Origin of the sequence: Spirosoma foliorum (assembly GCF_014117325.1) — a bacterium.
Taxonomy (GTDB): Bacteria; Bacteroidota; Bacteroidia; order Cytophagales; family Spirosomataceae; genus Spirosoma; species Spirosoma foliorum.
The window spans coordinates 6,246,947-6,261,223 of sequence record NZ_CP059732.1 but is presented as its reverse complement, the minus strand read 5'-3'; the positions used below and the strand labels follow the sequence as shown (position 1 = coordinate 6,261,223).

Below are 14,277 nucleotides of genomic sequence, written 5' to 3'. Positions count from 1 at the left end.
ATGAAGATCCTCTGCATTGTAGGTGCCCGGCCTAATTTTATCAAGATTGCTCCGTTACAACGGGCTTTTCTGGCTTACCCTGGTATCCAATCGAAAATCGTGCATACGGGGCAGCATTACGATACCGTAATGAGCGATATCTTTTTTACGCAACTAGATTTACCAAAACCGGACTATTATCTCGGTGTGCAAGCCGGAACCACGACCCAGCAAACCGCCGATATTCTACACAAATTTGAGAAGGTACTCACTATAGAAAGACCCGACTGGGTGCTGGTTGTTGGCGATGTAACAAGCACACTGGCCTGTACACTGGCGGCAGTCCAGCATGGGATTCGTGTGACCCACGTTGAAGCAGGATTACGGTCGGGTGATAGACAGATGCCCGAAGAACGCAACCGACTAGTAACGGACGCGCTGGCTGATCTCCTGTTTGTGACAGAGCAGGCTGGGGTAGAAAACCTACAGCGTGAAGGCATCTCGGCTGAAAAAATTCACTTCGTCGGTAATGTGATGATTGATTCGCTGGTGGAGTATCTGCCCAGCTCGCGTAAGTTGAACACGCTTGCCGAATTAGGTTTAGGCGCTGGATCGTATGGGTTAATAACCTTGCATCGGCCCTCTAACGTCGATACGGAAAACGGGTTGCGTACGCTTTTGATGCTTATCGAAAATGTGGCAAACCTCAGGCGTATGTTGTTCCCGATGCACCCGCGTACGCGCGCCAATCTGGCGAGATTTGGGCTATATACGAAGCTAGAGGCTATTCCAAATGTTCAAATTCTGGAGCCACAGGGGTATCTGGAGTTTCTGAATCTGATGCGACAGGCTGCCGTCGTCATTACAGATTCGGGCGGTATTCAGGAAGAAACGACCTATCTGCAGGTCCCATGTCTGACGTTTCGCGAATCAACGGAACGGCCCGTGACGGTAGCGCTGGGCACCAATCAACTTATTGCCGATTTGAAGCCTGAAACAGCCAGACAGTGCGTAATTGACATTCTTTCGGGGCAACTTAAAACGGGTCAAATCCCACCCTTGTGGGATGGCCAGGCAGCCAGACGTATCGCGAAAATAATGTATGAAGCAACTTATCCAAAATCTTAAAACCGGTGAAACGGTGCTCGAAAATGTACCCGCGCCACAAGTGCGTCGGGGGCAGGTGCTTATTCAAACCCGGCGGTCGTTAGTGTCGTTGGGCACAGAGCGAATGTTGGTTGAGTTTGGGCGAGCCAGCTTGCTCGATAAAGCCCGACAGCAGCCTGAGCGGGTGAAACAGGTGCTGGAGAAAGTTCAGTCGGATGGGCTTTGGCCAACGCTGGAGACTGTACTACGGAAGCTCGATCAGCCATTGCCATTGGGTTATTGTAACGTAGGGAAAGTTATAGCGTTAGGGGAGGGGGTTACCGATTTGCGCATCGGTGACCGGGTTGTTTCGAATGGCCCTCATGCAGAAGTCGTTTGTATTCCACGAAATCTTGTTGCCCCTGTTCCCGAGGCTGTTAGCGATGACGAGGCTGCGTTTACAATTGTTGGAGCTATTGGCTTACAGGGAATCCGATTGCTCAATCCGACACTTAACGAAACCATCGTGGTTATTGGCTTGGGACTTATTGGTTTGTTAACGGCTCAACTGCTTCGTTTGAATGGCTGCCGTGTAATTGGGGTCGATATAGACGAATTGAAATGCCAACTAGCCGCACAGCAAGGGTGCACGGTTTTAAATTCAGCGACTGAAAATGATATAGTCAACGTAGTGTTGGCATTGACAAATGGCGTTGGTGCAGATGGGGTTGTGATTACGGCTTCGGCCAAAACAGATAAGCTTATCTCGCAGGCCGCCCGCATGAGTCGTCAGCAAGGCCGAATTGTGCTGATTGGCTCGGTGGGGCTGAACCTGAACCGAGACGAGTTTTATCAGAAAGAGTTAAGTTTTCGGGTATCGTGTTCGTATGGCCCCGGTCGCTACGATGATGCATACGAACAGCGGGGGCAGGATTATCCATTGGCCTATGTTCGATGGACCGAAAATCGAAACTTTCAGACGATTCTGCATTTTCTGGAAAAAGGCCAGCTGGATGTTAAGCCGCTTATCACGGAGCAAATTCCGTTAGCTGACTATCGCCGAATTTATGACGATATAAAGTCAACCCATCGAATTGCGTCCCTACTTACGTATGCGGATGAAATTAGCGTAAGTTCCCTACTACCGCTAAACAGGTATCGGATTGAGACGGGGCATGGGACAATGGGCATTATTGGAGCCGGAAATTTCACCAGTTCTGTATTATTGCCCGCTTTAACGTCGGCAGGTGCTACACTCAAAACGATTGCCAGCTCAGGCGGCCTGAATGCAACGCGACTCGCGAAAAAATACGGCATTGCTCAAAGTTCTACTGATTACCGACTTATTCTGGACGACCCCGACATTGACATATGCATGATCACCACCCGGCACGATAGCCATGCGCGCCTAACCATTGAAGCCTTGCAGGCTGGTAAACATGTGTTTGTAGAGAAACCGCTGGCGATCTATGCGCATGAACTCCGCTCGATTATTGATGCACAACAGGTATCGGGCCGGATGGTAATGGTTGGCTTTAACCGCCGATTTTCGCCTTTTGTCCAGAAGATGAAAGCGCTCCTTACTGCTCCTGAACTGCCCATGAATGTGGTAGTGACCATAAACGCGGGCTCTATTCCCTCAAATTCATGGGTGCATGACCGAGCCATTGGGGGCGGGCGTATTCTGGGCGAAGTGAGTCATTTTATCGACCTGATTACCTATCTGACCGGAAGTCCCGTTCGTCGTGTGTGTATGAATGCCATGGGGCCATTGCCAACCGAAACGAGCGATTCGGCGTCGCTGCTAGTACAGTATGAAAACGGATCGACTGGCGTCATTAATTATTTCAGCAATGGAAGTAAAATCTACCCGAAAGAACGAGTTGAAGTGTATGCGCTGGAGCGAACGCTGGTTTTGGACAATTTTCGAACACTAACAGGCTATGGTTTCAAGCGGTTTTCGAGCTTGTCTGGACGACAGGATAAAGGCCATGCAGAACAGGCCAAACAGTTGGTGAAACGAATGCGAACCGGCGGAGATGCCCCAATTCCCTTTGCGGATAGTATAAACGCGACACAAACCACATTGGGTGCCTTGCAAAGTCTGCGAGAAAACCGGTGGATCGATGTAGCCGGTATCGGCATGGGCCCAGAGAAGTCGCCTATATGAAGAACGTAGGGCTTCTTTGGCAAACCGTGCGCCATTTAACGCTACGGCAGATTGTTTATCAAATTCTCTTTAGGCTACGTAGGCGACCAAAACTAAGGCTGACCAAAACGAGTTCGCAAGGTCATTTTCTAACTTCATCACCAGCGGATAAGCCTATTAGTTGGCAGAATGACGTATTCACCTTTTTAAATCAGTCGGTTCAATTTGCAACTGATGTGGATTGGAACTACGATCGGTTTGGCAAGCTTTGGACGTATAACCTGAATTACTTCGATTTCCTGAATCAGCCAGCGTTAGAGCTTGAGGTTGGTTTGGCGTTAATTCATCAGTTTATTGCTCAAACAGAGTCGTTACGAGATGGATTAGAGTCCTATCCAACTTCGTTGAGAATTATAAACTGGATACAGTTTTTGAGTCGGCATCGAGTTCGGGATGCTGTTATTGAGCGGCATTTAGTTGCGCAGGCTCACTTGCTACGTCGGCGTTTAGAATATCACTTAGCCGGTAATCATTTGCTCGAAAATGCCTTTGCGCTATTGGTGGGGGCAGTCTACTTTCGGCAAGCGCATTGGTTCAACAAAGCAGATCGACTGCTTCGGCAGCAACTGGCAAGCCAAATCTTGGCCGATGGCGGGCACGATGAACGTAGCCCGATGTATCATCAACTACTCCTTGATAAGCTGCTGGATTGTTTACTGATCCTGCAATCGGAATCCTGGCAGAAAGACAGTGGCCTTATTCTCTTTTTAACAGATAAGGCCACCCAAATGCTTGGCTGGCTGAACGCTATTTCCTTCCGAAATGGCGATGTTCCGATGGTTAACGATGCCACTTGGGGGATTGCCCCGACAACGGCTAAACTTCGACAGAAAGCCAGGGCGGTATTGACTCAACAGCCACCTGACTCTGTCCGTTTACAGGAAAGCGGTTACCGCATGGTCCGGCAAGAACGTTATGAACTATTGGCCGATGTTGGACCGATTGGTCCCGACCACCAACCCGGTCATGCACACGCTGATACGCTTTCGTTTGTGCTATATGTGGATAACTATCCGGTAATTGTGGATAACTGTGTTTCTACTTATCAGGTAGGTGCTCGTCGGGCGTGGGAACGGAGTACAGCTGCGCATAATACGGTCACGCTTCATAATGCTAACTCATCCGAAGTGTGGGCCAATTTTCGGGTTGGGCGTAGGGCAAAAGCAACAGTGTTAATGGATAGCCAGCATCAGTTGACCGCTCGTCATGACGGATATCGTCAATGGGGTGTTATTCACGAGCGAAGCTGGTTTGTAGAGCTTGATAGACTACGGATAACCGATCGGTTGTTGCCGACCCAGGCTAAACTAAAAACTACACCATCGGGAATCGCTCGATTTTATTTTCATCCAACTGTTCCAGTAGAAATTGTCGGAGATTCCGTGCGAGCTGGCTCCCTAAAAATGTCATTTCATTCGGAGACTAAACCTGTCTTTTGCGTCATAAGCTCCACAATGGCCGAAGGGTTTAATAGCCTCCGAGCGAGTCAATGTCTTGTCGTGACATTTACAAGCAGCCTTGAAACGACCCTCCTGTTTCTGGAATGAACGTACTTTATCTTACCTTTTATTTCGAGCCTGACATCGGTCCCGGAGCCTTTCGGAATACGTCGCTGGTGAATGAATTGTCTTGTCAACTAACCGCCAATGACTCCATTTATGTGATCACAACGCAGCCGAACCGCTATGACTCGTATAAACCAGCTGCTGTTGAACGGGAGGATTGGTACAACGGCGGCTGCCCGATCTCGATTCATCGCATTAAGGTGCCCGCGCACAAAAGCGGGTTTCTGGGGCAGATCCGCTCATTTTGGGTCTATTACTTTCAGGCCTTTCAACTGGTTAGAACGTATGAATATGACTTGGTCGTAGCGTCCTCGTCGCGTTTGTTTACGGCTTTTCTGGGGGCGAGACTAGCCAGAAAACGGGCTTCTCCGCTGTTTTTAGATATCCGCGATCTATTTCGTGAGGCCATTCTGGATGTCATCAAATTCCCTCTCCTTCGGGTGTTATTGAATCCTTTATTGAGTGCTGTTGAACGGTATACGTTTGGCTATGCCAGTCATATCAATCTGGTGTCGGAAGGGTTCCGGTCTTATTTTAAATCATTCCAGCAGGCCACCTACAGCTACTTTACGAATGCGATCGATACAGCTTTTCTGACTATTCCAGCCAGCCGTACAGGGAAGACCCCATCTCCTAAAACCATCCTGTATGCGGGTAATATTGGCGAAGGGCAGGGTTTACATCAACTAATTCCAAAAGTAGCCCAACAGTTAGTCGACGCCTACCGCTTCGTGATCATCGGAGATGGTGGGGCTCGACAAAAACTGATCGATGCGCTGAGCGTCAGTGACATAACAAACGTTGAACTGCGTCTGCCCGTTAACCGACGAGACTTACTGGTTGAGTATCAGAACGCCGATTATTTGTTCGTACACCTGAGTGATATCGATGCCTGTAAGCGCGTATTGCCTTCTAAGTTGTTCGAATATGGTGCAACCGATAAACCCATTATTGCCGGAGTTGCTGGTTATGCCGCTTCATTTGTACGCGAATACCTACCCAACACTATTCTATTTAATCCGGGAGATGCCGAAAGTTTGATCCGACAGTTGCGCGAAACGCCTTATCATACACAAGTCAGAACGGCATTTAAGCAGCGATTTCAACGGCAAACGATCAGTACCGCTATGGCGCAGCAAATCCTGCAAGTGCAGCGAGAGACAGCTCGTACGAATTACCCGTAAATTTGTCTCAAAAGATAGCCACCTATTCTTGCCCTCCACAAGAATTATTTTCGTCCATTTTGGGAATGCACCAACTCATAGCCTTACTTCAGGAATTACTGCCTCAACTGGAAGCGTATGTACAGGCAACGGATAAGCCACAGCTGAACAGCTTTGCGGCCTGGCTGCATCGACGTACAGATTCTAGAGAACTGCCTGCCGACGAACACCTCACGCATGAACCAGCTTACTTTAGGCGTTTGTCGCCCCTTACGCAACTGGTGCCACTGGCCAACCGGATTCACTATTTTACCCAGTTGCGAGCACAACAACTGCTGGCCGATTTAGAGCCTATTCGTACACAGCGAGATTATGTGGTGCTGGCCATAATTGTCAATAACGAGACTCCCACCAAATCGGATATTGCTGCTATTTCATTGCTGGAGATGAGCACAATTACGGAGATTACCCGCCGGTTGACGCAGGCTAATTTAGTTGACGAAGCGCCTGACGCGCTGGATCGCCGGACTCGCCGACTAAAGGCTACTTCGCAAGGTGAACAACTATATAAAACGGCTTCTGGGCGAATGGAGCAATTAGCGCCGGATGTATACGAACCGTTGAGTGTGCCGGAACGTGCTGAGCTTCGTCGATTACTTACTATTGTTAACAACGCACATACTGCCGACTTGCTTCGTAAGAATAATTGAACAGGAATAGAGAACTGTTTATGAGTAAAAACAATTGCTTTTGAGCAGATTAAAAAAACATTTATTATTTGTAATTCATTTATTTGAAAATCGTATTAATTTTGCTTTCACTTTAGTGATTGGTTGGCTGCTTAATCAATCCTACGTCTATCTGCCGTGACGATGGACACGCCAACCGGTTGGCTTGCATAAACGGCAAAACGTAAATTTTGCCAATCATGAAGCTTGTCTTCATGCTTTCCATAGCCTGGAAAGCAACCAGTCTGTTGCAAGCCCAACAGCTGCCAATGCCCGACGAGTTACGCTCGTTCATTCAACAGGCCAACGCCAATTATCCCCAACTTAAGCAACAACAACTCCAGCTCCAGGCGGGTGATGTACGCGTAGAAATAGCCCAATCAGCTAAACGCCCCAATGTGCAGCTGACAGGTTCGTATACCTATGTCACGCCCGTATCGGGTATAACCCCGCCGTTGAATGGCAGGGAGATTCCGCTGAAATTTGCACCGACTCAATCGGTGAATGGGTACGTATCGGTTAATCAACCAATTTGCGATTTTGAAAGAACCGAAGCGCTTATTCGGCTTGCCAGCGATAATGCGCAGATTTTACAGCACAATTATGAGCTAGCACAACAAACACTGGCTTATCAGGTAGCCGCTGTTTACTATGGAATCGGGTTTCTGCAACAGGGAATCGCTGTTCAGGATTCGGTGATTAAAACGGCTGGCGCAACAGTGAAAGTGCTGTCCACGCGTCTGCAAAATGGCGATGCGCTTCAGTACGACGTGTTTTCGCAGCAGGTTCGGATGAAAATCGCTGTCAATCGGAAAGTTGAACTGCAAAACCAACTCGACCGACAGCTAGCCGCCCTAACCTATTTGACCGGAAGCGCTTGCCGGATAACGACTCAGCCAATTCAGCAGTTACTCGATCAGAGTCAAACCGCGCTGGAACAAGGAATCGATGTTGAGGGACAAATAAAACGGGCGAAGCTGGCCAATAAAGACATGTTACTGGCTCAGGGCCGGGTAAAAGTTGCTGAAACCGACGCCCTTGTCAGTCAACGGTCAAGTGGCTTAATGTTGACAATCAGTAGTTTGGCGGGAATAAGAAATGGATATGCGCCTGCAGTTGATCAGCTAAGACCGAATCTGGCGGTGAGCCTCAATGCAACGGTTCCGATTTATGCCGGAAACCAGTACACACTAAAAAATCGGGTGGCCGAATTAAATGTGAAGGCTAGTCAATACGCTGTCGATGAGGTTCAGGCCCAACTACACCAACGACTGACGCAGCTTCAGGCAGACAGCCGTAGTAATCAGGCCCGGCTAGCTAATCTGGATACACAAGTGTTGCAGGCTCGTGAAGCGCTCGCGATGGCCAATGTCCGCTTTCGGAATGGCCTCATCACCACTGCCGAATTACAAAGTGCCCAAACCAGCGTTGAAGAAGCTGAGTTGGTTCGCCTGAATTTTCGCTATCAATTGTTATTGAACCGATTAGAGCTAAAACGGTTGCTGGGTGAACCCTTGCTATAAATAGTACCAATATTATGACGACTAGCGTTATTATTTCAATTCAGACCGATGAGCACCAGTTGCTATCAACACAACTCGCTGAAGATTCGGAAAAGAATCCGAAGACGAATTGGCAATTTTCGGCCGAGGGACTATCGACAGGGAGTCTCGTTGAGCTGTTGCTACACCTAGAGTCGCTGGGCTTTGAAACAGACAAATAACTGTTGACTTCGAAGCGCCCAAAAAAGGGTCGGTTCTGAGGAACCGACCCTACTAAATCTAATTGGAATCGTTGATTAGATACCAGCCGGTTTAACGCTCTTGCCGATGGCGATCAGGTCTTCGGGTGTTTGCAGTCCTAAAACTTTTTTCAACACTTTGCCATTGCCATCGATGAACAATAGGGTTGGATACGCTTCGAGCGGGTACACCTGCGACAGAGCCGGGCCTTCGCCTTTCTCCATGTCCATTTTCACGTTGATGAATTTGCTATTATAGAAATCGCCAACGGCCTTTTTGGTAAAAACATCCTTCTGGAGTTTTTTGCAGGGACCACACCAGCTAGCATACGCATCCAGGAAGATAACTTTTTTCTCTGCCTTTGCCTTTTTCAGAATCTCTCTCCACGATGTTTCCGTGAATTGAATACCTTCAGTATCATTTTTGGGAGCTACTTTCTTCGGAGCGGCAGGGTTAGGCCGGGTTGAAGAAAGGGCAGCATGAGTCGATTGTGCATTGAAGCCAACCAAGAGGAATGCAAGTAGCCAAAATACTTTTTTCATAATCAAACCGGCAAACCGGCGGTCTTTAATGGTTTTCTGAGTGTATAACGTGCCAGCAAGCGATTTTCGTTTCTTCCACAATCACTTGTTTATGAAGCAAATTAGCGGGCAGTACGACAAATTGCAAATGATGTGCCATTCTCGGTAATCTTTCCGAACTTTGCAGCCGTTTTTGTCTCCGTTTATTATGCCTGTTAAACAAGCCGAATTTTTGGTCAGTAATTCCGATGCGGCCAAATGCCCCAAGCCCGACCGGCCTGAATACGCCTTTATTGGTCGCTCGAACGTTGGCAAATCGTCGCTGATTAATATGCTAACGAGCCGTAATTCCTTAGCGAAAATCTCGGGAAAGCCTGGTAAAACGCAGTTGATCAACCATTTCATTATCGATAATGAATGGTATCTGGTCGATTTGCCGGGTTATGGCTATGCCCAGGTTAGTAAAGCCGACCGCGAGAAATTTGCGGCTCTTATTGATGGCTATCTGAAGTCGCGACCCAATTTGCTGTGTATTTTTGTGCTGGTCGATTCACGGATTGAACCTCAGAAGCTTGATCTCGACTTTATGAGCAACTTAGGCGAACAGGGATTGCCGTTCGTTGTTGTTTTCACAAAGACCGAGAAACTGGGTCCAACCAAATTACAGGCTACGATAGAAACCTATCGGGCTAAACTGCTCGAAGAATGGGAGGAAGCTCCTGACTTTTTTGTCACATCGGCGGTTACAGCAGCAGGCCGTGAAGATATTTTGTCGTTCATCCGACCATTGAATGAAAGTTATTTAAAAGAGCAAAAGAATGTAAAAATGATGGGGCGAAAAACAGGCAAGTAGCTTTTTATTTTTCTTCTCTTTGACTCTTTCACTTTTCCAGATGGGCAATAGTCTCATCAAAATACACGTTACCAATTTATAAAGTCTCTTTATGGAAGCATTAAAACAGATTGCCAATGTGGCTGGATACAGCGGCCTTTATCGAATCCTGAAACCGGGCCGGGCAGGCGTTATTGTCGAATCATTAGACGACAAGAAGGCCAAAACAATGATGGGTCCAACCGCGCGGGTATCGGTGCTGAATGATATTTCCATCTATGTCGATGACGACAGCGAGGAACAATCTGTATCGCTTAGCACGGTATTACTGGCAATCAATGAAAAATACAGCGATAAACTTCCTGTTGATTCGAAAGGCTCAGCAGACGAGTTGGCTGATTTTATGGCGACCGTTGTGCCTGCATATGATCGTGAGCGCGTACGGACAACAGATATTAAAAAACTGGTGAGCTGGTACGGTATTCTTCGTCAGTATGCCCCCGAAGTGTTTGAGGTTACGGCTGAAGAGGTTAAGGAGGAAGCTACAGAAACCGCCGAAGCGCCCGAAACGACTGAGGTTGCCGAAGCACCTGTTGCCGAAACGACGAAAAAGCAGAAAGCTTAAACAGTTGCTTACGCTACTGAGTTAATAGACTAGATCACATTAAAGTTCTTCATTTTCAGTGAGAACAGAAAAGCCGCGATGACCCTTGGTTTCGCGGCTTTTTTTTTGTGCTTTGGAACTGGCGCGGGTATTTACCCGTGCCAGTAAAAAAACTTAATTAGCGTGAATAATGGATAGATTCTAAAATTATTACCTGATTATCAACTATTTGTGATTTTGTTTTTTGTCATTCCGACGTCAGGAGGAATCTTCGGCAACTGGTTATTTACCGAAGATTCCTCCTGGCGTCGGAATGACAAAAAACTAGTATAATTCTATTTGTAAATCCTCCATAATTCACGTTAGATAGGTATCACGTCCACCGCCACTTGAAAAGCGTGTTTGCCGGTACTGAAAATGATACCCTTCAAAGGAGAGACATCTCCGAAATCGCGGCCCCAGGCAGTGGTGATGTGTCGTTCCTGCGGGACTAAATCGTTAGTAGGGTCGAAATCGCACCAGCCAATGTCAGGCACATAGACCGATACCCAGGCATGTGTCGCGTCGGACCCTTGTAGTTTGGTCTTGCCCGGCAAAGGCTGCGTTTCCAGATAACCACTCACATAGCGGGCGGCAAAGCCCATACTCCGCAGGCAGGCAATGGCGAGGTGTGAAAAATCCTGACAAACGCCTTTTTTCTCTCGTAATACCGTTTTTAGTGGTGTATGAATGGTTGTAAAGCCCGGAACGTAGGTAAACTCAGTATAAATTTTGCGGCATAGCAAGCGCGCACTTTGATAAAATGACTGATTCTCACTGAAACAATCGGCGGCAAAACGACTGATTTCACTGTCCCACTGAACAAAGGGGCTCGGCAGTATATAATCGAGAAGCTCACTTCGTAAGGCTCTATTCGTCCTGAATTTTTCGCTGACTTCGTTGGGCGTCATAAAAAAATCAGCAGCGATCGACGAATGGGTGTCAACGATGCTTTTGGCTAAAATAGTGAGCTTATTATGCGGTTTGTAGATCGAGAAGTAATGAAGGGTATTGCCAAAGTAATCGGTGCGTGAATACGTCTCGTCGGGAAAAGGCGAAATCGATAACGAAAAATCACGACACGATTGCCGCAATGAACTTTTAGGCATTAAGCAAGCCAACCCGTGATAATTAGTCACGTTTTCACTGTAGTTGTACTGTGTCTTATGAATTAATCTATAATTCATTCTCCAGGTCAATTATTGTTTCGGTAATGGAGTGTTGCGGAGCTGTATGGTTAAAATATTGGTTGGTTATAGAGTCTGACACCGATAAAATGAGTGCGTACACGTTCGATAAAATGGTATCTAATTTTTCGTACGCCTGCGATTTTTCGTTTACGGCTGACACTTCCGACACATCAATCAATTTTATCTGGGTAGATGCTTCCAGAATGGCTTTCCGGGATTTGCTTAATCGCGACGATGACTGGGGTAACTGGCTGATATTGTGATCCAGTGAGTCTAATAAATAAGCAAGTGAAGCTGGAATCTGCTTGTCCAGTAAAATCATATCCAGCACATATTCCATTTCCAGATTTGTCTTGTAAGTAGCCCGGTAATGCGATAAGGCAAAGTGGTTCATCAAGACAATTTCCATCAGTTCATTTTCAATAAATTGCTCCGTTTTAATACTGAAAATGGACTTTATGATGGTAATCTTCGAGAGAATTCGTTCAACTAATTTCCCGGTCTCAAATAGATAATAGCCATTATTTCGGGGGATCGATTCATTGACGATCCCATAAAAGGTGAATAGCTTATTCTGGAGATTCGTCAGGGTATTGTGAATGTCGTTCGGATTCTGATCGGGGCGAATCTGCTGGAGTTTTTCATTGATATTTTCAATAACATCAATGGTTCGCCAGGTTACATTATTCCACCGCTCGCGAACGGCAATCATGGCTCTCAAAAACGACTGGAGCGATGCGGTGATGGTGCCGAGCTTTGCCGCGTTGGAAATGCTATCCGCAATAATTGGGTACGGATTTACGAAATCCTCTTTGTTTTTATCCGAAAAGCGGGGTTCAATTTTAATTAATTTCGACAGTGTTTTAAGCTGTATATCGATATGCTGCGTTTTGCTCTGACTGCCAAAATTCCGCTGAAAATTTAATGCATTGAGCGTGAGCATCAGAAAGGTGGTAGCCGTCATAGTACGCTCGCTGTAGCGGGCAGCCCAATACAAATTCTCAGCACTCCGACTGGGCAACGATGTTTGCGATTGCTGATACGAAACCCCCGGAAGTTTGACGCGTTCCCGGATTACTTCGGCTTCGTTCGATACGATCCACGTGTCTTTAGAGACACTACCATATTGGTTCGAAAAGGTGAATTTGTCTTTAAGTGCTGAACTCCGGGTCAAGCCGCCTTCCATAACCTGATAGCCATTCGGGGTGGCCGTCAAAAAGGCCCGAATAGCTGCATAGCGGGGCTCGATATGGCCATCGACAAACGTAGGCGTTGTGGAAAAACTCACTTCTTCCTGCGCTACGTATTCGGTTGGGTTTTGCAGAATTTGTGCCCTCAGTTGCTTCAGTTCCTCTTTAGACAACTCTTTTCCGTAAACCGATCGGAATACCTGTTTTCGATTTGCCTTTTTAATAATCAGACTGCCCAGGTTATCCAGCGTTCGTTGGAGTTCTCTAGGTTGCCCGCACCACCAGGTTGCCACGGAGGGTAGGATTAATTCTTCGCGTAAAAAATGGCGGCATAAAGACGGCAAAAAGGCATTGAACGCTGTGTTTTCGACCGCACTACTACCCGGCGGATTAATAACCATGACGTTGCCGTTCCGGATTACCTGCAATAAACCCGGTACCCCCAGTTTCGAGTCGATACGTAGCTCCAGCGGGTCGCACCATTCATCGTCAATACGTCGAATAATAATATCGACCCGTTGCAACCCATCGATGGCTTTGATCCAGACAAAGCCGTTTTTAACAATCAAATCGTCACCCTGAACTAACGTATACCCTAAATAAGACGCGAGGTAGGCCTGCTCAAAATACGTCTCATTATTAGGTCCTGGTGTTAAGTAAACGACGTTTAGAAAATCAGATTTTTCCCGAAATACTTTGAAAATGGATTGCTGAGCCTGCGTAAAAAAAGGAGACAGCCGACTCACATACATGTCCTTGGCAAGCTCGGGCATGATCTTGGTAAGAATCACCCGGTTTTCGAGCGCATAACCCGACCCTGAGGGAGCCTGCGTCCGATTATCGACTACCCACATTCGGCCATCAGGCCCACGAGCCATATCGGCAGCATACATCACCAACTGATGTTGGGTTGGCAATTTCACATCCTGGCAGGGGCGAAAAAAGCCCGTGTTGTTGTACACTAATTCGGGGGGAAGAATGCCTTCTTTTAGTAGCGTTCGTTCGCCATAAATATCCCGAAGTATTAAGTCTAAAAGAATGGCACGCTGCTGTAACCCTTTCGAGATAGCATGCCATTCTTTCTGCTCGATCAGAAAAGGGATCAGGTCTAATTTCCAGGGACTATTTAGTCCATTGGTTCCCTGATAAATGTTATAAGTAACCCCGTTTTCGCGAATCTTATTTTTTATTTCCTGTGCCCGGTTTTTCAGTTCCTCATTCCCGACTTTCTCCAGCGAAGAAAATAATTTTTCCCAATGCGGTTTTATTACCCCATTCGGTGCTAATATTTCATCGTATGAATTTAGCTTACTCGTATATGAGTCAAGTAAACTACGGGTAGATTCTGAAACCATAACTCCTCATCAAAATAGTAAGTGAATGAATAATGGATAATAAACAATGGATGATTAGTGACTGCTAAAAATAG

General features: G+C 46.9%; 12 protein-coding genes. 9 read left to right on the top strand and 3 right to left on the bottom strand.

What is annotated here, in order from left to right:
* The 7 genes from wecB to H3H32_RS26270 all read left to right on the top strand — a co-directional run bounded on the left by wecB (position 1) and on the right by H3H32_RS26270 (position 8,453).
* Complete coding sequence (gene wecB, locus H3H32_RS26300) at positions 1-1,107, top strand: non-hydrolyzing UDP-N-acetylglucosamine 2-epimerase (RefSeq protein WP_182458726.1); 1,107 nt, start codon at positions 1-3, stop codon at positions 1,105-1,107.
* On the top strand, positions 1,082-3,235 hold the full coding sequence (locus H3H32_RS26295; protein ID WP_182458725.1) for a bi-domain-containing oxidoreductase: 2,154 nt from the start codon (positions 1,082-1,084) through the stop codon (positions 3,233-3,235). The genes wecB and H3H32_RS26295 overlap by 26 nt, the downstream gene beginning before the upstream one ends.
* Positions 3,232-4,821 carry a heparinase II/III family protein gene (locus tag H3H32_RS26290; RefSeq protein WP_182458724.1) on the top strand — a complete coding sequence of 530 codons (1,590 nt, stop codon included), beginning with the start codon at positions 3,232-3,234 and terminating at the stop codon, positions 4,819-4,821. The genes H3H32_RS26295 and H3H32_RS26290 overlap by 4 nt, the downstream gene beginning before the upstream one ends.
* Positions 4,818-6,023 (top strand): glycosyltransferase family 4 protein, encoded by a 1,206-nt coding sequence (locus H3H32_RS26285; RefSeq protein ID WP_182458723.1) that lies wholly within the window; start codon positions 4,818-4,820, stop codon positions 6,021-6,023. The genes H3H32_RS26290 and H3H32_RS26285 overlap by 4 nt, the downstream gene beginning before the upstream one ends.
* Before the next feature lie 65 nt (positions 6,024-6,088).
* A complete protein-coding gene (locus tag H3H32_RS26280) occupies positions 6,089-6,712 on the top strand; it encodes a MarR family winged helix-turn-helix transcriptional regulator (protein WP_182458722.1) in 624 nt (207 codons plus the stop codon).
* A gap of 218 nt (positions 6,713-6,930) precedes the next feature.
* The gene (locus H3H32_RS26275) at positions 6,931-8,253 is read left to right on the top strand and encodes a TolC family protein (RefSeq protein ID WP_182458721.1); all 1,323 of its coding nucleotides are present in this window, start codon (positions 6,931-6,933) and stop codon (positions 8,251-8,253) included.
* A 14-nt stretch (positions 8,254-8,267) separates the two neighbouring features.
* Entirely contained in the window at positions 8,268-8,453 is a 186-nt protein-coding gene (locus H3H32_RS26270; protein ID WP_182458720.1) for a hypothetical protein, read from the top strand.
* A 75-nt stretch (positions 8,454-8,528) separates the two neighbouring features.
* On the opposite strand, the gene H3H32_RS26265 is transcribed toward H3H32_RS26270, so the two are convergent.
* Positions 8,529-9,014 carry a thioredoxin family protein gene (locus tag H3H32_RS26265; protein WP_182458719.1) on the bottom strand — a complete coding sequence of 162 codons (486 nt, stop codon included), beginning with the start codon at positions 9,012-9,014 and terminating at the stop codon, positions 8,529-8,531.
* 187 nt (positions 9,015-9,201) lie between these two features.
* Between H3H32_RS26265 and yihA the strand changes: the two genes are divergently transcribed.
* Positions 9,202-9,846 carry a ribosome biogenesis GTP-binding protein YihA/YsxC gene (yihA, locus tag H3H32_RS26260; RefSeq protein ID WP_182458718.1) on the top strand — a complete coding sequence of 215 codons (645 nt, stop codon included), beginning with the start codon at positions 9,202-9,204 and terminating at the stop codon, positions 9,844-9,846.
* Positions 9,847-9,937: 91 nt separating this feature from the next.
* Positions 9,938-10,450, top strand: a complete 513-nt coding sequence (locus H3H32_RS26255) for a DUF5606 family protein (protein WP_182458717.1) — start codon at positions 9,938-9,940, stop codon at positions 10,448-10,450.
* 341 nt (positions 10,451-10,791) lie between these two features.
* Here H3H32_RS26255 and H3H32_RS26250 read toward each other — a convergent pair whose 3' ends face one another.
* Positions 10,792-11,655, bottom strand: a complete 864-nt coding sequence (locus H3H32_RS26250; RefSeq protein ID WP_182458716.1) for a transglutaminase family protein — start codon at positions 11,653-11,655, stop codon at positions 10,792-10,794.
* The gene (locus H3H32_RS26245) at positions 11,645-14,203 is read right to left on the bottom strand and encodes a circularly permuted type 2 ATP-grasp protein (protein ID WP_182458715.1); all 2,559 of its coding nucleotides are present in this window, start codon (positions 14,201-14,203) and stop codon (positions 11,645-11,647) included. Before H3H32_RS26245 ends, H3H32_RS26250 begins: the two co-directional genes overlap by 11 nt.
* Positions 14,204-14,277: the final 74 nt, after the last annotated feature.